Consider the following 18,996-nt stretch of genomic DNA (forward strand, 5'->3'; position numbering starts at 1 on the left):
CGTTGACGGTCCAGAACCCGTGATGGCGCCCAAGACACGGCACGTGTCGGACTGAAAAGCGAGTGCCGACCCCCCAGCGGTAGGAAACCGTGCGCGGAACGTCAAAAACGTCGAATACTGCTCGTGCACACCGCTATCCGTGAACTTTGCGAACGCGGACAGCGATGTGCGTGAGTGCCGAATCCGTCTTCTTCGTGCCGGCACCCTCCACATCGAAGTTCTGAGAGATGGTGGGCCGTGGAAAATTGCATAGGGATCTGTCGTACCCCCGGTGCACTATGGAAGGGTGACCGACAGCCTGGGCGGATTCTCCGCCGCCACTCGCGAGTGGTTCGACGGTGCGTTTCCCGCGCCGACGGACGCTCAGCTGGGGGCATGGGAGTCGATAGCGAGCCGAGCCCACACACTGGTCGTCGCGCCCACCGGGTCCGGCAAGACGCTGTCGGCGTTTCTGTGGTCTCTCGATCAACTCGCCGGCTCCGACGAGAAGAAGCGGTCGACGAAGGTCCTCTACATCTCGCCCCTGAAGGCTCTCGGCGTCGACGTCGAGCGCAACCTGCGGGCACCGCTCGTCGGTATCACGCAGACCGCAAAGCGGCTCGGACTCACGCCGCCCGAGATCTCGGTGGGCGTGCGGTCCGGTGACACGCCACCCGGCGACCGGCGCGCTCTGATCAAGAACCCGCCCGACATTCTCATCACTACCCCTGAATCACTGTTCCTCATGCTCACGTCCGCGGCGCGCGAGACGCTGACACAGGTGGACACCGTCATCGTCGACGAGGTGCATGCGGTGGCAGGCACCAAGCGTGGTGCGCATCTGGCGCTGTCGCTGGAACGACTTGACCAGCTTCTCGAGAGGCCCGCGCAGCGCATCGGCCTGTCCGCGACGGTCCGGCCCCACGAGGAGGTGGCCCGGTTCCTGTCCGGCTCGGCGCCCGTCCGCATCGTGGCCCCGCCGTCGCCGAAGACATTCGACCTCACGGTCCGAGTGCCAGTCGAGGACATGACCGAACTCGGCCTCGCCGAACCCGCCGAGGGTTCGGCTTCGGCCACCCCTCAGGCGGGGTCCATTTGGCCGCACGTCGAGGAGCAGATCGTCGACCTGGTTCTGGCCCATCGCTCGTCTATCGTGTTCGCCAACTCGCGGCGCCTCGCCGAGCGGCTTACCGCACGGCTCAACGAGATCTACGCCGAACGCGGCGGGGCCGTCGTCGACAAGAATCCGAAACCGGCCTCGCAGATCGGCACCCCGTCCGAAGTCAATTTCGGCGCCGACCCCCTACTGGCCCGCGCCCACCACGGCTCGGTCAGCAAGGACCAGCGGGCCCTGATCGAGGACGACCTCAAGTCGGGCCGGCTGCGCTGTGTGGTCGCGACGAGTAGCCTCGAACTCGGAATCGACATGGGTGCAGTGGATCTCGTGATTCAGGTGGAGGCACCGCCGTCGGTAGCGAACGGTTTGCAGCGCGTCGGTCGCGCCGGACACCAGGTCGGGGAGATCTCCCGCGGAGTCGTATTTCCCAAACACCGTACCGATCTGGTGCATTGCGCGGTCACCGTCGAGCGCATGGTCACCGGCAAGATCGAGGCCCTCGCCGTCCCCGCAAATCCGCTCGACATCCTCGCCCAGCACACCGTGGCAGCCACCGCCCTCGAACCACTCGACGTCGACGACTGGTTCGAGACGGTCCGCCGCAGCGGGTCCTTCGCGACCCTTCCCCGGTCGGCGTTCGAATCCACCCTCGACCTGCTGGCCGGCCTCTACCCGTCCGACGAGTTCGCCGAACTCCGGCCGCGTCTCGTCTGGGACCGGGAGGCGAACACGCTCACAGGCCGCCCCGGCGCGCAGCGCCTTGCCGTCACGTCTGGCGGCGCAATCCCCGACCGCGGCCTGTTCGCCGTGTATATGGTCGGCGAGAAGGCCTCCCGTGTAGGTGAACTGGACGAGGAGATGGTGTACGAATCGCGGGTGGGCGACGTCTTCGCACTCGGTGCCACCAGTTGGCGAATCGAGGAAATCACCTTCGACCGGGTGCTGGTCAGCCCCGCTTACGGACTGCCGGGGCGTCTGCCGTTCTGGCACGGCGACACCCTCGGCCGCCCGGCGGAACTCGGCGAGGCGCTGGGACAGTTCCTACGGGAGATCTCGCTCGGGCACGATGCGGATGTCCAAGAACGCTGCCGTATCGGTGGACTCGACGAAAATGCCACCAGCAATCTCGTTCAGTTCGTCGCCGAACAGAAGACCGCAACGGGCCAAGTCCCCACGGATCGCACCCTGGTGGTCGAACGGTTCCGCGACGAACTCGGCGACTGGCGCCTGATCCTGCATTCGCCGTACGGGCAACGCGTGCATGCGCCGTGGGCGCTCGCGGTGAGTGCCCGGTTGAGCGAGCGTCACGGACTCGACTCGAATGCGACGGCGTCCGATGACGGCATCATCGTCCGTCTTCCCGACACGGAGGACGCCCCGCCCGGCGCCGACCTCTTCGCCTTCGACCGGGACGAGATCGAGAACCTCGTCACCGAGCAGGTGGGCGGTTCGGCACTGTTTGCGTCGCGGTTCCGGGAGTGCGCGGCGCGGGCACTGCTCCTGCCCCGCAGGACTCCCGGAAAACGCGCACCTCTGTGGCAACAGCGGCAGCGTTCCGCCCAACTGCTGGACGTGGCCCGCAAGTATCCGACCTTCCCGATCCTGCTCGAGACGGTCCGGGAGTGCCTGCAGGACGTATACGACCTCCCGGCGCTGAAGGATCTGTTCGGCCGCCTCGAACGGCGCCAGATCCGAATCGTCGAGGTGGAGACGCAGTCACCGTCACCTTTCGCCGGTGCCTTGCTGTTCAACTACGTCGGCGAGTTCATGTACGAAGGCGACAGTCCCCTCGCCGAACGACGCGCGGCAGCGCTGTCGCTGGACTCGACGCTCCTCGCCGAACTCCTCGGCCGGGTCGAACTGCGGGAGTTGCTCGACGCCGACGTCATCGCGCAGGCCGAGAAGGAACTGCAGCGAGTACTCCCCGACCGCAAGGCCCGCGACCTCGAGGGGATCGCAGATCTGCTCCGGATGCTCGGTCCACTGACAACCGGCGAGATCGCCGAGCGCTCTGTCGCGGACCCCATCCCGTGGCTCGAGGAACTGGTCCGCGCCAAACGAGCGCTGTCCGTGTCGTTCGCCGGAAGCGATTGGTGGACAGCGATCGAGGACGCGGGGCGACTGCGTGACGGCCTGGGTGTGCCCCTGCCGATCGGCACCCCGGCGGCATTCATCGAACCAGTCGACGACCCACTCGGCGACCTGATCAGCCGCTACGCCCGTACCCACGGACCATTCACTCTCGCGGACATCGCCGCCCGGTTCGGTCTCGGCACCGCAGTCGCCCGGGATGTCCTCCACCGCTTCGCCCTCGACAAACGCGTGGTAGAAGGCGAATTCCGGCCCTCGGCAACAGGGAGTGAATGGTGCGACGCCGAGGTGTTGCGGCGCCTCCGCCGGCGTTCGCTGGCCGCCGCCCGGCAGGAGGTCGAGCCCGTCAGCACAGCGGCGTTCGGGCGGTTCCTGCCGAGCTGGCAACACGTGGGCGGCACACTCCGCGGCATCGACGGAGTCGCCACGGTGGTAGACCAACTCGTGGGCTTCCCGGTGCCGGCGTCCGCGCTCGAAACGCTGGTCCTGCCGTCCCGGGTGGCCGACTACTCCCCTGCAATGCTCGACGAACTCACGTCCACCGGCGAGGTGTTGTGGTCCGGCGCGGGCAACATCTCGGGCAAGGACGGGTGGGTGTGCCTACATACCGCTGACTCCGCACCGCGCACGCTCGCGGCACCCGGCGACGCGGAACTCTCGGACGTCCAGCAACGCATTCTCGACACCCTGGCCGGCGGTGGTGCCTACTTCTTCCGGCAGCTGTCCGAGGTGCTCGACGGTACCGACGACAGCGCACTGGCGACGGCTCTGTGGGAACTGGTGTGGCTCGGGCGGATAGGGAACGACACTCTCGCCCCGGTGCGCGCACTCCTGTCTGCCACCTCCCGTACCACCACCAGCCACCGCTCGCCACGCCGGCCTCCCCGCGCACGGGCGTATCGGAGCCTCGCGGTTCCGGTACGGTCGGCACCGCCCACCGTCGGCGGTCGCTGGTCGATTCTGCCCGAGCCCGAACGGGATCCGACGTTGCGCGCGAGCGCCACCGCGGAACAGCTACTGGAACGGTACGGGGTGGTGACGCGCGGGTCCGTGATGTCGGAGAGCGTGCCGGGCGGATTCGCGCTGATGTACAAAGTGCTCGGCACCTTCGAGGACAACGGGCGCAGCCGTCGTGGGCATTTCGTCGACACCCTGGGCGGCGCGCAGTTCTCCACACCACCGGTGGTGGACCGTCTGCGCAGCTACACCGAGTCCCTCGAAGGCAGGCACACCAGCCTTCCCGCCGTGACGCTGGCGGCGAGCGATCCCGGCAACCCCTATGGCGCGGCGTTGCCGTGGCCGAAGCGGGGCGACGATTCCGCTGGCCACCGCCCCGGACGCAAGGCGGGCGGACTGGTGGTTCTCGTGGAGGGCGAGCTGATTCTGTTCGTGGAACGCGGTGGGCGGACGGTGCTGACGTTCAGCGACGACCCGGGCGTGTTGCGCACGGCAGCAGCGGCTCTCGCCGGCATCGTCAAACGAGGCGGGATCGACAAGATCGTGGTCGAAAAGGTCAATGGCCACACCATTCACGGCAGCGACTTCGCGCCCGTGCTGACCGAGGCCGGCTTCTCCCCCACCCCGCGGGGATTCCGGTTACGAGCCTGACCTGCCCGAGGGCGCCACCGTCTGGCGCACCACTAATGCTGGATAGTCAATTCCCAGTAAAATCTCAGAAAACCCCCACGTTATTCACGGGTTCCGGGAGAATGCTGGATCACATGGAACTCATCGCTGTTTCAGCCCTCATCGTAATGGCCCTCTCAGGGGTCGTCGCCGCCCATGCCCCGAAATTTCTGGTCCACACCCACTGATACCCCCGCCGTGTAATGCTCTGAGGCATGGCGTGGGATCTTCCGAGTCTCTTCAACCGCCCGACGCTGGACAGCAAGGATGGGCTCACGTCCGAGCACGCGGCGAGTCGCATCAGCGCGTACATCTATGGCAACATCCTGGTGCTGGCGGCGCTCATTCCCGTCACGCAGTCACAGGAGACACTGGGCATCGCGGTCGTCTTCGGCGCGGCCCTGTCTACGTTTCTCGCCCACGTGTTCGCCGAGTCCGTGGGCCAGACACTCCGACTGGGCAGGTCCCTGACCTCTACCGAGCGCAGACGCGAACTCCGAGACAGTGTCCCAGTCCTGACGTCTGCGGTGATGCCCAGCGTGATCCTCTGCACCGCGGTCCTCGGCTGGTTCGAGCCTGCAACCGCACAGTTGATCGCCGAGATCGTGATGATCGTCCGCATCGGTTCGATCAGCTACGTCATCAGCCACCTACGCCAAGAGAAGGTGACTCTAGGTACCCATTGGGCGGCGATTGGACTGGCAGTCATCGCGACCGCCATCGTGGTGGTCAAGGTATTTCTGACACACTGACCGGCGGCTCAAGCAATTCTACCCGAGATTCGGGGGCTGCGGCACGCAACGCATCGGCAGACGCGTCGTCCGGCTGCGTCTGCGACTGCACTTCCGCCTCCACTCGCGCCCGGTAGGTTTTTACCTCGCGGTCTACGGCGTCGGCGTCCCAGCCGAGGATCGGGGCCACCAACTGCGCGACTTGTTCGGCGCAGTTCACACCTCGATGCGGGTACTCGATCGAGATCCGCGTCCGTCTGGCTAGAATGTCGTCGAGGTGCAGGGCTCCCTCTGCAGCCGCCGCATACACGGCTTCGACCTGCAGATATGCGGGAGCATCGGTGATGGGCTGCAAAAGTTCGGGTCTGCCGGCCGCCTGGTCGACGACTTGGCTGATCAGCGAGCCGTAACGGTCGAGTAGATGTTTGACTCGGTATGGATGCAGCCCGTACTTCTGACCGAGATGGACGGTCTGATTCATCAGGGCGAAGTATCCGTCTGCACCCACCAATCGCACCTTCTGCGTGATGGATGGCGCCACCCGAGCCGGGATGTCCTCCGCCGCCGCAATGTCCACCGCATCCTCCGCCATGACGCGGTAGGTGGTGTATTTGCCGCCGGCGATCGCGACGAGTCCTGGGGCGACGCGGGCGACAGCGTGCTCACGCGAGAGCTTCGATGTCTCATCGCTCTCCCCCTCGAGCAGCGGACGAAGGCCCGCATAGACCCCGTCGATGTCCTCGTGGGTCAGCGAGGTCACCAGCACCTCGTTGACGTGACCGAGTATGTAGTCGATGTCGGCCTTCGTCGCCGCCGGATGCGCGAGGTCGAGGTTCCAGTCGGTGTCAGTGGTCCCGATGATCCAGTGACTACCCCAGGGGATCATGAACAACACCGACTTCTCCGTGCGGAGGACGATCGCGGCATCGCTGACGATCCGATCCCTCGGGACCACGATGTGTACGCCCTTGGACGCGCGCACCCGGAATCGGCCGCGTTGGCGCGAAAGCGACTGGATCTCGTCCGTCCACACGCCCGTCGCGTTGATGACGACGTGCGCCTTCACATCTGCGGTGCGACCGTCCTCGCAGTCCCGCACACGCACACCGGAGACCCGGTCCGACTCCCGAAGGAATCCGACCACCTGCGTAGAAGTCCGCACGACCGCCCCGTAGTGGGCCGCGGTGCGCGCGACCGTCATGGTGTGCCTGGCGTCATCGACCACCGTGTCGAAGTACTGGATGCCACCGGTCAGCGAACTGCGCTTGAGCCCCGGTGCCATGCGCAGCGCACCCGCACGAGTCAGATGCTTCTGCGCTGGAACCGATTTAGCTCCGCCCATCCGGTCGTACAGGAAGATTCCGGCCGCCATGTATGGCCGCTCCCACACCCGGTGGGTGATCGGGAACAGGAATTTCAACGGCTTCACCAGATGCGGCGCGAGGGTGGTCAGCGACAATTCACGCTCGCGCAGCGCTTCCCGCACCAAACCGAACTCGAGCTGCTCGAGGTAGCGCAGGCCGCCGTGGAACATTTTCGACGAGCGACTCGACGTTCCGGAGGCATAGTCCCGCGCCTCCACCAACGCCACCTTGAGCCCACGGGTGGCTGCATCGAGTGCCGCACCGGCGCCGACCACGCCACCACCGATCACGACGACATCGAATTGCTCGTCCTCCAACTGGGCCCACGCAGTATCGCGCTGCTGGGGACCGAGGAATTGCACACCTGGCTGACTACTCAACGCGGGCTCCTGTGAGATCGCAACGGATTCATCTCCAGGCTAGTAGCTTCATGCATGTGATTCAGTACATCGCCGCAATAGACCAGGGCACAACCTCGAGTCGATGCATGATCTTCGATCACGACGGCGCTGTCGTAAGCGTCGCACAGAAGGAACACCGGCAGATCTTTCCCAGGGCGGGCTGGGTCGAGCACGACCCGAAAGAACTGTGGATCAATACCCGTGAGGTGGTGGCATCCGCCCTCGCGAAGGCGCATCTGACCGAGAGCGACATCGCGGCCGTCGGTATCACCAATCAGCGCGAGACGACGGTCGTGTGGGACCGCAACACCGGGGAACCGGTGTACAACGCCATCGTCTGGCAGGACACGCGGACCGACGAACTGTGCAGAAGGCTTGGTGGCGACGAGGGCCCCAGCCGCTATCGCAAGCGCACCGGGCTTCCGCTGTCGACATACTTCTCCGGCCCGAAGGTTCGGTGGATTCTCGACAACGTCGACGGTGCCCGCGAGAAGGCCGACGCCGGTGACCTGTGCTTCGGCACGATCGACAGCTGGATTCTGTGGCACCTCACCCAAGGCACCCACTTGACGGACGCCACCAATGCCTCCCGCACCATGTTGATGAATCTCGAGACTCTCGAGTGGGATCCGGAGATCTGCGCCGAGTTCGGTATCCCGATGTCTATGCTGCCCGAGATCCGCAGTTCCTCGGAGATCTACGGCGTCGGACGCCCGCAAGGGCCGCTGCCCGGGATCCCGGTGGCGGGAATCCTCGGCGATCAGCAGGCCGCCACATTCGGGCAGGCGTGCCTGTCGGAGGGCGAGGCGAAGAATACGTACGGAACGGGCAACTTCCTGCTACTCAACACCGGGACCACGCCCGTACCCAGCAAGCACGGACTCCTCACCACCGTCTGCTACAAGATCGGTGACGCGCCCGCCGTCTACGCACTCGAAGGGTCCGTCGCCGTCACCGGTTCGCTGGTGCAGTGGTTGCGCGATAGTCTCGGAATCATCCAGTCCGCCAAGGAGATCGAGGCGCTGGCCAAGTCGGTGGACGACAACGGCGATGTCTACTTCGTGCCAGCATTCTCCGGTCTGTTCGCGCCGAGATGGCGACCCGACGCGCGCGGTGCCATCGTCGGGATGACCCGGTTCACGAACAAGGGTCACCTCGCTCGGGCCGCCCTGGAGGCCACCGCGTACCAGACCCGCGAGGTGATCGAGGCGATGCGCGCCGATTCCGGAGTCGAACTCGCCTCGCTCAAGGTGGACGGCGGCATGGTGGTCAACGAGACCCTCATGCAGTTCCAATCCGACATCCTCGGAGTTCCCGTCATCCGCCCCGTCGTCAATGAGACGACCGCTCTCGGGGCTGCGTACGCGGCCGGCCTCGCGGTCGGTTTCTGGGAAAGCGAAGGCGACATCCGCGAGAACTGGGCCGTCGACAAGACCTGGGAACCTGCGATGGACGAGGCCGAGTCCACCCGGCTCTACGCCGGGTGGAACAAGGCGGTGGAACGCACCTACGACTGGGTGTGATCGGCGTATGCAGCTCCGAGTCTCGCCGCCGCGTCCGCCAGCACGTCCTCCGAACAGGTCGCGAAGCACAGCCGCAGAGCGCTCCGGTGCGCGGCGTTGATGCCGAATGCCGATCCGGGGACGAAGGCCACACCGTGCTTTACGGCCACCTGCAACAGCGCTTCCGTGTCGAAGCCCGGTTCGGTGAACTCGGTCCAGCAGAACATCCCGCCTGCTACAGAAGGCACCGCGGCACGGTCGCCGAACGTCGAAGTGACACAATCCTCGAGTGCCCGGGCCCTAGACCTGTACCGGGTACGCAGCATCTCCAGGTGCAGATCCAGCCACGGCTCGTCCGACAGCAGTCCGGCGGCAATCTGGTGGGTCAGTGACGAACCGCAGAGGTCCGCACCCTGCTTGAGCAGTTCGACCGCCTCGCACACTCGCCGATCGCCGTGCAGCCATCCAACTCGGAGGGCAGGTGCCAGGATCTTCGAGGCGCTGGACAACCGGATGACCCGGTCCGACAGCGCCGCGACGGGCACGGGCGGCGGCCCGTCAAAGAAGAGTTCACCGTACGGATCGTCCTCGATCACCCAGAACCCGTACCGGTCGGCCAGTGAGGCGAGGTGTTCCCGGCGGGCGGGCGCCAGGACGACGCCGCGAGGGTTGTGGAAGTTGCTCACCGTGTGCACCACGGTGGGTCGCAGTCCGCCCTCGAGCAGGCCCTGGAGAGCCGCGGTGTCCATGCCGTCGGCGTCGAGCGGGACGGACCGGACATCGGCCTCCGCTGCCCAGAACACCTGCAATGCGCCGGTGTAGGCGGGTTCCTCCACGATCACGAGGTCGCCGGGATCGAGCAGCACCTGCGCCAGCAGACTCAACGCCTGCTGCGAGCCATGCGTGACAACGACGTCCTCGGCCTCCAGCGGGCGCCCGATTCTCGCCCCTTCGCGCGCGGCGAGCACGTCGCGAAGCCTCCGCAGGCCGGTGGTCTCCCCGTATTGCACGGAGGCCGGGTCGGCGAGCGCGAGTTCGGCTTCCTTCCGGATACGTTCCCGCGGAATGATTTCGGGGTCGGGCAGCCCACCAGCGAGGCTGACGACATCGGGCCGCGCGGTGAGTGTCAGCAGATCACGGATGGCGGAGCTTTGGAGAGAGCCCATACGGCGGGCGAAAGTAGGCGAATACACGATGACCCCCGGAGACAGTGAGGCGACGGTAGTTGGATTTCAGGTGGGGAACACCCTGCCCGTCCGGGGTCTGGGGCAGGGAGAGCGCCGAGGCACGGCCCGGGGATTTCGGTCCGTGCCTCGACTATCCCACAGGGGATCAGTATGTGAACCGCGATTCCCGCAGTCTGGGAATACGGGAATCGCGATCAGCCCAGGTCGTCGTGACGCATCAGCTGACGAGCCGCCTCGGTGATCGATCCCGTCAACGACGGGTATACCGAGAACGTCGCGGCCAGGTCGTTCACGGTGAGGTTGTTCTGAACTGCGATCGCAATGGGGAGAATCAGCTCCGACCCGTTGGGCGCGACCACCACCCCGCCGATCACCACGCCGGTAGCAGGACGGCAAAAGATCTTGACGAAACCTCGGCGCAACCCCGACATTTTCGCGCGCGGGTTGGTGTTGAGCGGGAGCATGACGGTACGGGCCAATACCTCGCCCTCGTCGATCGACGCCTGGCTGACGCCGACCGTGGCGATCTCGGGCCTCGTGAACACAGCCGACGCCACCGTCTTCAGCTTGATCGGGCTGACACCTTCACCGAGAGCGTGGTACATGGCGATCCGGCCCTGCATCGCGGCGACGGAGGCCAGCGGAAGGAGACCGGTGCAGTCGCCCGCGGCATAAATCCCCGACACCGTCGTCCGCGACACGCGATCGACGCGCAGATACCCACTCTTGTCCAGTTCGATGCCCACCTTCTCGAGCCCGAGGCCCTGGGTATTCGGGACGGAACCGACCGTCATCAGGGCGTGGCTGCCCTCGACGGTCCGGCCGTCGGCGAGCACGACGTCGACGCCGTTGTCGGTGCGCTTCACGAATTCGGCCCGGGCGTGCTTGACCAGGGTGACACCCCGTTCGGCGAGAACGTCCTCGAGCACGAGGGCGGCATCTGCGTCCTCGCCCGGCAAGACGCGGTCACGGCTGGACACGAGTGTCACCTTCACGCCCATCTCGGTGTAGGCGGACACGAACTCGGCACCCGTCACACCGGAACCAATGACGACGAGGTGCGAAGGCAACTCGTCGAGGTCGTAGAGGTCGCGCCAGGTGAGGATGCGCTCACCGTCCGGCTCCGCGCCGGGGATGATGCGCGGGCTCGCACCGGTCGCGATGAGGACGACATCGGCGTCGAGTGTCTTCTTCTCACCGCCGGCGAGGGTGGCACACACTTGGTGAGACGCCATGCCGGGCAGCGGGTCGGTGATCTCGGCGGTGCCGGAGAGTAGTTCGACGCCTACAGTCTGGAGGCGCGCACGGATGTCGGACGACTGCGCTTGGGCGAGACTCTTCACACGTGCGTTGATCTTCGGCAGCGCGACCGTGGCCTGCTCCGGATCGAGAGCGATGCCCAGGTCGGTCGCGCGGCGCATGTCCGTGCGCACGCCGGTAGACGCGATAAACGTCTTCGACGGCACGCAATCGAACAAGACACAGGCGCCACCCACGCCGTCCGAATCGATCAGGGAGACGGAGGCGCCGTGCTGCGCGGCCACCAACGCTGCCTCGTATCCGGCAGGTCCGCCACCAATGATCACGATCCGGCTCATTCGTCCTCCAATTCGACGGTCGACCAGGGTCTCCGGCCGACTATTCATGCGATCGCAGCGCTTCGTGTCGTGCACTGCGGGCAGCTTCGTCGTGCACTGCATGCAATAGGTTACTAGCCACCGTTTAGGCTTGTCGTCGTGCCGATTTATGCCGCCTACGGGTCAAACATGCATCCGGACCAGATGTTGCAACGCTGCCCGCACTCGCCGATGGCGGGAACGGGTTGGCTATACGGTTGGCGCCTGACGTTCAGTGGCGGGGACATCGGTTGGGAGGGCGCACTCGCCACCGTGGTCGAAGACCCCGAATCCAAGGTGTTCGTCGTTCTGTATGACGTGCCCGAAGAGGACGAGGTGAGTCTCGACCGGTGGGAAGGCTCGGAACTCGGCATCCACCGCAAGATCCGCGTACGCGTGGACGTCGCGGGCAGCTCCGACCTCGCTTGGTTGTATGTTCTGGACGCCTATGAGGGCGGGCTGCCGTCGGCGCGCTACCTCGGGGTGATGGCGGAGGCCGCGGAGATCGCCGGTGCGCCTGCCGACTATGTACGCGACCTGCGCACCCGCAACAGCCGCAACGTCGGACCCGGCAAACAATAGGCCAGAGCGGGCGCTCAGCCCAGCACAAGGCTCGACAGCACCCGCACACCCACACTCAGAGCCCGCTCGTCCAGATCGAACGTCGGCTGGTGAATGTCGAGTTGCCCGCCGTCCCCCGACCAGACACCCAGCCGAGCCATGGCACCGGGAACCTCTTCGAGATACCAGGAGAAGTCCTCGCCGCCGCCGGACTGCGATGTGTCCGCCAGAGCGTCGGGCCCGACCGTGCGGATTGCGTCCTCGAACATGCGGGTCGACACCTCGTCGTTGACGACGGGCGGGACGCCGCGACTGTAGTTGAGCTGATAACTCACACCGGTGGGTGCCAGCAATCCGTGGACAATCTCACGGACCAGCGGCTCGAGCAGCTCCCACGTCTCGTGATCGCCCGTCCGCACGGTGCCGGTCATCATGCCGGTCTGCGGGATGGCGTTGGGGGCCCGCCCGGCGCTGACGGCACCCCACACCATCACAGTGCCGGTACGCGGGTCTATCCGTCTGCTGAGCATGCCGGGCAACCCCGTCACGACGGTTCCGAGCGCGAACACCAGATCGGTGGTCAGGTGTGGACGCGATGTGTGGCCGCCCGGTGAGTCCAGCACGACCTCGATCGTGTCCGCGGCAGATGTGATCGCGCCGAGTCGGACGCCGACCCGCCCTGCCTGCAGCCGCGGATCGCAGTGGAGTGCGAAGATCCGCGACACCCCCTCGAGCCGCCCGGCAGCGACAACGTCAAGCGCGCCGCCGGGCATGACCTCCTCGGCGGGTTGGAAGATCAGCCGGACACCCACCGGAAGGTCGGGGATTTCGCTGAGTGCCAGCCCGGTTCCCAGAAGAATGACGGTGTGGGCATCGTGACCGCATGCGTGGGACACGCCGGGCACCGTCGACGAGTACGTGGCGCCAGTGAGTTCCTGGAGCGGGAGGGCGTCCATATCGGCGCGCAGCGCGATGCGGGGACCGCGCGAAGGTCCGAGGTCACACGTGAGTCCTGTGCCACCGGGAAGCAGTTCGGGCGAGAGACCGGCCGCGGCCAACCGGGTCGCCACGAACTCCGTCGTCGCGTATTCGTAACGCGCCAACTCGGGGTTGGCGTGGATGTGTCGACGCCACTGTAAGAGGTCGTCGGCGTGAGCGAGAATCCATTTGTCGACAGCCGCGTTCACCGGCGATCAACTCCTTCCAACAGCCGCATCCGCTGCGCGCCGTCCGTTACAGCCCGAACCGCCGTGCGCGCCAGCGCAATCGCTCCGTCGACCACGGCGCGGTCGGCAGATTCCGTGATGCATGCCGCGGCGAACCCCGGTTGGTGCGTAACCGCACCACCCGAGTCAATTCCGATGACCGGGTGAATTCCGGGCAGGACGTTGGTGACGTTGCCCATGTCGGTGCTGCCCAGTGGGCGGGCACCCTCCCCTTCGAGCGGCAGTGGCGTCCGCCCCATGTCGACGATCTGCTCTCGGTACGAGGCGACCAACCACGGGTCCGGTGTCAGTTCCGCATACGCGGGCGATACCGTGCGGGTCTCGTGCGTGCAACCGGTGGCGAGTGCCCCGGCAGCGAAGCACGCCTGAGCACGCGCGGTCAGCTCCGACAGCGCCGCCGACGTCTCGGCACGCAGGTAATAGTGCATTTCGGTGCGCGCGGGAACGATGTTGGGGGCGGTACCGCCGTCGGAGACGATCCCGTGCACCTGTTGCCCCGGTGACAGGTGTTGACGAAGAAGGCCGATGCCGACCTGCGTCAATGTCGCCGCGTCTGCCGCGTTGCGCCCCAACTCCGGGGAGGCCGAGGCGTGGGCTTCACGGCCGGTGAACGCGACCGTGATGTCGGCCAACGCGAGCGAAGTCGCCCCGGCGATGTCGATCGGACCCGGATGCACCATCAGTGCAGCCGCGACACCGTCGAAGACACCCCGCTCGAGCATGGCGATCTTGCCTCCGCCGCTCTCCTCGGCCGGCGTCCCGATCACCCGCACGGTGATCCCGAGCCGGTCTGCCACCGTGGCGAGCGCGACTCCGGTGCCGACCGCGGATGCCGCGATGATGTTGTGCCCGCATGCGTGGCCGATCTCCGGCAGTGCGTCGTACTCGGCACAGATGCCGATGACGAGATCGCCGCTACCGAATGTCGCTTCGAACGCCGTCGGCAGGTCGGCGACCCCCGATTCCACGTCGAACCCGTTACTCTTCAGCAATTCGGTGATCTTTGCGGCACTCCGGAACTCCTCGAACGCGAGTTCCGGTTCGCCGTGGATCGAATGCGAAAGCGCGGTCAGGTCTGTCTCAATGGACTTGACCGCCGCCTCTATGTCCGCATTCACCTGCTCATTCTCTCATCCGAAGCTGAAGTTGCTCTTGTCCGTCACCGTGGCGAGCGCGGCGAGGGCCTGGTGGTGGATTCCGCGCTTGATCCCGGCGAGGTTGTCGCCACGGGTTGCCGTGAGTGCTGACGCCCGCGCCACAGCCGCCGGGAGAACCCCGTCACCGTCCGCGATCTCGTCGACGATCCCGGCGGCGAGCGCGTCGGATCCGCCGAAACGGCGTCCGGTCGTCATCGCCTCGATCGCGGTCTGCTTGGGCAGGCGGCCGTTCACGAGTGCCGACATCCCCACGGTGAAAGGCATGTTCAGCGTTACCTCGGGCAGGCAGTAGAACCCGCGGTCGGCACGCATCACCCGGAAGTCGTGTGCCGTCGCCAACATGGCGCCCGCACCGAAACTGTGCCCCTGCACCGCCGCGACGGTGGCCATCGGGAAAGTCAGGAGGCGGCCGTAGAGTGCGTTTACCCGGTCGAGGTATCCCGGAAGCTTGTCCGCGTTGGAGAAGATCCAATTGGTGTCCAGGCCGTTGGTGAAAAACTTTCCCGTAGCAGTTGTGACCAGCGCGGCAGGTCCCTCGTGCGCTTCAACTTCGTCCAGCGTGGCATTGGCGGCGTCGATCCAGTCCGGATTGAAGCGATTTTCATTGTCCGTCTCGCCCTCGATGCCGAGGTAGAGGATGAATACGTCGCCGTCGCGATCGAGATATGGCATAAGTGGAAGACTATCGCCTCATGGGAACGTCAGACGCCGCGGCCGCCGCGCTCGCCGCGCACACGAATTGCGCCGAACATTCGATCGCCGTCATCCTCGGATCGGGATGGAACGCCGCCGCGGACCGGTTCGGGGAACCCCTCGCTACCGTGCCGATGGCCGATCTACCGGGATTCACGCCGCCGTCCGCCCTCGGACACGCCGGGACGATCCGGTCGGTGGACGTGAGTGGGCGGCGGGTTCTCGTCTTACTCGGCCGCACTCATGCCTACGAGGGCCATCCGCTCTCGTCCGTCGTCCACCCGATTCGCACCGCCATCGCCGCTGGTGCACGAACCGTCATCCTGACGAACGCGGCAGGAGGCATCCGCGAAGACTTCGCCGTCGGGCAGCCGGTCCTCATCAGTGATCACCTCAACCTCACCGCCCGGTCCCCGCTTGCCGGAGCCGACTTCGTGGATCTCGTCGGCGCATACGACCCCGAATTGAGAGCCCTGGCCCGCGACATCGACGGCTCGCTGAGTGAAGGCGTCTACGCGGGCCTGCCGGGCCCGCACTACGAGACCCCGGCCGAGGTCCGCATGTTGCGCACGCTGGGCGCGGATCTCGTCGGCATGTCCACCGTCCACGAGACGATCGCCGCGCGCGCACTCGGTGCCCGCGTCCTGGGAATCTCGATGGTGACCAACCTCGCCGCAGGCATCACCGGCGAGCACCTGAACCACCAGGAGGTTCTCGCCGCGGGCAAAGCCTCGGCAAACCGCATGGGCGGGCTCCTGCGGGAACTCGTGGAGCGCCTGTGAACGATCCGATCGCCGACTGGATCGCCGCCGACCCCGACCCCGCGTCGCGGGCCGAACTGGCGGCCCTGTCCCCCAACGAACTCGCCGACCGCTTCGCCGCACCACTGAGTTTCGGCACCGCGGGCCTCCGTGGCCCGGTGCGGGCGGGGCCGAACGGCATGAACCTCGCCGTGGTGATCCGGACGACCGCCGGGCTGAGCGCGTGGCTGAAGGATCGCTGCCTGGGCGGATCGACCGTCGTCGTCGGCCGCGACGCCCGGCACGGCTCGGCGAAGTTCGCGCGCGCCGCGGCGGAAGTGCTTGCCGGCGCAGGGTTCTCCGTGATACTTCTCCCCCGTCCGCTCCCCACCCCGATCGTCGCGTTCGCGGTACGCAGGCTCGGAGCCGCTGCAGGGGTACAGATCACCGCGTCGCACAACCCCGCCGCCGACAACGGGTACAAGGTCTACCTGGAGGGCGGCGCCCAGTTGATCTCGCCGTCCGACCGGGAGATCGAAGCATCCATCGCCCGGATCGGACCGGCAGACCTGGTGCCCCGCACCCCGGTGACGCCGGCGTCCACTGAACTCCTCGACCAGTACGTCGAACGTGTCGCCGCCCTGCCCACAGGGAACTCGCGGACGCTGCGGATCGCGCTCACCGCGCTGCACGGCGTCGGCGGCGAGACCGCGCTGGCCGCGCTGAAGGCCGCCGGGTTCACCGACGTCCACACCGTGGCATCGCAATTCGCACCTGACCCCGACTTCCCGACCGTCGAATTCCCGAACCCCGAGGAGCCGGGAGCCGCAGACGCTCTCCTCTCACTCGCCGAGGAAGTCGACGCAGATCTGGCGCTGGCCCTCGACCCCGACGCCGATCGGTGCGCGGTCGGTGTCCGAGGGCCGGACGGCTGGCGCACGCTCCGCGGTGACGAGACGGGGGTACTGCTCGGCGAGCACGTCCTCGCGTCTGCGCCCCCCGACTCTCTGGTCGCCACGACGATCGTGTCCTCTGCCCTGCTGGGGAAACTCGCCGCCGCCCGCGGCGCCCGATTCGCCCGCACACTCACCGGATTCAAGTGGCTCGTACGGGCCGGCGAGGGACTCGTGTACGCGTACGAGGAGGCGATCGGTCATTGCGTCGACCCGGAATCGGTGCGCGACAAGGACGGTATCTCCGCCGCCGTGATGGCCGCCGACCTCGCCGCTAGCTTGAAAGCCGAAGGGTCGACGCTCCTCGACCGGCTGGACGACTACGCGCTCGAGTTCGGCTTGCATGCCGGCGACCAGGTGTCGCGGCGCGTCACCGACATTGCGGACATCACCGCGATGATGCAGCGCCTGCGGTCGGATCTGCCGACCGAGTTGGCCGGAGAACCCGTGGTGGCAACCGATCTCGCGAAATCGCGCGGCCGCTCCCGCACCGACGCCGTCGTGCTCACCGGCGCCACCGTCCGGGCCGTCGTCCGTCCCTCGGGAACCGAACCCAAGCTCAAGTGCTACCTGGAGGTCGTCGTCCCGGTCTCGGATCGTTCAGCAATGCCCGCCGCCTGTGAGACGGCCTCGATTCGGTTGAACCGCTTGCGCGAGTTCGCCGAAACCCTGTAGCCGGAAGCCGTCAGCGCCGGCCGAGCCGGCGGTCTCCGGCGTCGCCGGGGCCGGGCACGATCAAGTCGTGCCCGGCTATTCCCCCACCGGGATCCACTGTGATGAGCCTCACAGCAGATTCTATGCTCCCAGCGCAGCAACACTTTCCGCGACGCGGAAAAGTACTCCGCAGTCCTTTTCGGGGAGTTGGCCGGAGCATCGCTTGGCGCCCCGAAGGCGAAACCGTGTCAACTTTCCCTGGCACTGCAGAAACCAGCAGTACCTGACGCGGGGGGGATTCGTTCGTGCCCACGCCCGGTACCAGCCAGGTAGGTGTAGCAAGACCCGCACAGGTTCGTGTGCGGCGAGTTGAACGAAAGAGGAAATCTTGAAGAAGTCAGTTCGCACCGCAGCAACCGCAGTACTCGCCGCTCCGCTCCTCGCCGCCGTCTTCGCGGCGCCGGCCAGCGTAGATGAGCACGACGACCTCGTCACACTCACTGCCGTCGCCGACGGCAGTGATGTCACCATCACCATCACCAACGGCCACGACATGAATGTGGATTGCACCTGGACTGCGGTGAACGCCGCGGACGACACTGCCGATCTCGAGGGCGAAGGAACTGTCAGGGACGAGGACGTCACGCTGGCCTTCACCGAGACGGGCGTCGCCGACGGTAGCTACACCGTCACTTGGGCTTGCGACCGGGAGGGCACGGAATGGGGAACCGAGGGCGAAAACGCGACCGCCCTGGCGCCCGAGTTCACTATCGGCACCGTAGCCGGAACCGGCAGCTCCGCTAGCGTGACCGGCGTGATCGGCAACCTGATCAGCCTCTTGCCCGCTGGCAGCTAGGAGGCTGTCGGCAGCCTGACCACCGGCAGCTGATCTAGAGACGACGAAGGCCCCGCCGGTTGGCGGGGCCTTCGCGCGTTCAGGCGGAGTTCCATTCTTAGCGCGGTCAATCGGCCTCGATGCCGGGTGCCTGGAGAGGACGGACTCGGCGCCGACCCTTCGCCGTCCCGTTCGATAACATCGCGAACCGCTCGACGTAACGCTCGGGAACCAGTCCGAGGTCCGACTCGACGTGCAGGTCCCCACATCAGTGCGACCAAATCCTCTCGCTGCGACGACACCGATGCGCAGCAAGGACGGTGTCCTCGCCATGGTCATCCGATAACCTCTGGCGGCAACGGATCTCGCAGAATCGGACGGCCGGTCCCACACCGACCCCGTCGTGCTCACCGGCGCCACCGACCGGATCGTCCTACTTCCCTTGGAAGCCGCGCCCACGCACAGGGGCTACCTGGAGGTCGTCGTCCCGGTCTCGGCGCGTTCGGCAGTGCCCACCGCCTACGAGACGGCCTCGATTCGGTTAAACCGCTTGCGCGAGTTCG

13 protein-coding genes are annotated in these 18,996 nt (G+C 66.4%); 7 read left to right on the forward strand and 6 right to left on the reverse strand.

The window, feature by feature from the left end:
- Positions 1-286 precede the first annotated feature (286 nt).
- Positions 287-4,795 (forward strand): ATP-dependent helicase, encoded by a 4,509-nt coding sequence (locus tag RM2_RS02265; protein ID WP_072687233.1) that lies wholly within the window; start codon positions 287-289, stop codon positions 4,793-4,795.
- 233 nt (positions 4,796-5,028) lie between these two features.
- Positions 5,029-5,565, forward strand: a complete 537-nt coding sequence (locus RM2_RS02270; RefSeq protein ID WP_072687234.1) for a hypothetical protein — start codon at positions 5,029-5,031, stop codon at positions 5,563-5,565.
- On the opposite strand, the gene RM2_RS02275 is transcribed toward RM2_RS02270, so the two are convergent.
- Entirely contained in the window at positions 5,543-7,288 is a 1,746-nt protein-coding gene (locus RM2_RS02275) for a glycerol-3-phosphate dehydrogenase/oxidase (RefSeq protein WP_072687235.1), read from the reverse strand. The two genes, RM2_RS02270 and RM2_RS02275, sit on opposite strands and share 23 nt — an antisense overlap.
- A 50-nt stretch (positions 7,289-7,338) precedes the next feature.
- On the opposite strand from RM2_RS02275, the gene glpK reads away from it, so the two are divergent.
- Complete coding sequence (gene glpK / locus RM2_RS02280) at positions 7,339-8,832, forward strand: glycerol kinase GlpK (RefSeq protein WP_072687236.1); 1,494 nt, start codon at positions 7,339-7,341, stop codon at positions 8,830-8,832.
- Here the strand turns inward: glpK and RM2_RS02285 are convergent.
- Positions 8,817-9,977: an aminotransferase-like domain-containing protein gene (locus RM2_RS02285; RefSeq protein WP_072687237.1), complete on the reverse strand. Its 1,161-nt coding sequence runs from the start codon at positions 9,975-9,977 to the stop codon at positions 8,817-8,819. The two genes, glpK and RM2_RS02285, sit on opposite strands and share 16 nt — an antisense overlap.
- Before the next feature lie 215 nt (positions 9,978-10,192).
- On the reverse strand, positions 10,193-11,596 hold the full coding sequence (locus RM2_RS02290) for an NAD(P)H-quinone dehydrogenase (protein WP_072687458.1): 1,404 nt from the start codon (positions 11,594-11,596) through the stop codon (positions 10,193-10,195).
- A 138-nt stretch (positions 11,597-11,734) separates the two neighbouring features.
- Between RM2_RS02290 and RM2_RS02295 the strand changes: the two genes are divergently transcribed.
- A complete protein-coding gene (locus RM2_RS02295; RefSeq protein WP_072687238.1) occupies positions 11,735-12,196 on the forward strand; it encodes a gamma-glutamylcyclotransferase family protein in 462 nt (153 codons plus the stop codon).
- 14 nt (positions 12,197-12,210) lie between these two features.
- On the opposite strand, the gene RM2_RS02300 is transcribed toward RM2_RS02295, so the two are convergent.
- The 3 genes from RM2_RS02300 to RM2_RS02310 are packed head-to-tail and all read right to left on the reverse strand — an operon-like array spanning position 12,211 to position 15,230.
- Positions 12,211-13,362 (reverse strand): M20 family metallopeptidase, encoded by a 1,152-nt coding sequence (locus RM2_RS02300; protein ID WP_072687239.1) that lies wholly within the window; start codon positions 13,360-13,362, stop codon positions 12,211-12,213.
- Positions 13,359-14,519 (reverse strand): M20 family metallopeptidase, encoded by a 1,161-nt coding sequence (locus RM2_RS02305; protein WP_072687240.1) that lies wholly within the window; start codon positions 14,517-14,519, stop codon positions 13,359-13,361. Before RM2_RS02305 ends, RM2_RS02300 begins: the two co-directional genes overlap by 4 nt.
- Positions 14,520-14,531: 12 nt before the next feature.
- The gene (locus RM2_RS02310; RefSeq protein ID WP_072687241.1) at positions 14,532-15,230 is read right to left on the reverse strand and encodes an enoyl-CoA hydratase/isomerase family protein; all 699 of its coding nucleotides are present in this window, start codon (positions 15,228-15,230) and stop codon (positions 14,532-14,534) included.
- 20 nt (positions 15,231-15,250) lie between these two features.
- On the opposite strand from RM2_RS02310, the gene RM2_RS02315 reads away from it, so the two are divergent.
- The 3 genes from RM2_RS02315 to RM2_RS02325 all read left to right on the forward strand — a co-directional run bounded on the left by RM2_RS02315 (position 15,251) and on the right by RM2_RS02325 (position 18,454).
- Entirely contained in the window at positions 15,251-16,033 is a 783-nt protein-coding gene (locus RM2_RS02315; RefSeq protein ID WP_072687459.1) for a purine-nucleoside phosphorylase, read from the forward strand.
- Positions 16,030-17,619, forward strand: a complete 1,590-nt coding sequence (locus tag RM2_RS02320; RefSeq protein ID WP_072687242.1) for a phospho-sugar mutase — start codon at positions 16,030-16,032, stop codon at positions 17,617-17,619. Before RM2_RS02315 ends, RM2_RS02320 begins: the two co-directional genes overlap by 4 nt.
- A gap of 367 nt (positions 17,620-17,986) precedes the next feature.
- Positions 17,987-18,454, forward strand: a complete 468-nt coding sequence (locus tag RM2_RS02325; protein WP_072687243.1) for a hypothetical protein — start codon at positions 17,987-17,989, stop codon at positions 18,452-18,454.
- Positions 18,455-18,996 lie beyond the last annotated feature (542 nt).

Source organism: Rhodococcus marinonascens NBRC 14363 (assembly GCF_001894885.1).
In the GTDB taxonomy this organism is placed as follows: Bacteria; Actinomycetota; Actinomycetes; order Mycobacteriales; family Mycobacteriaceae; genus Rhodococcus_F; species Rhodococcus_F marinonascens.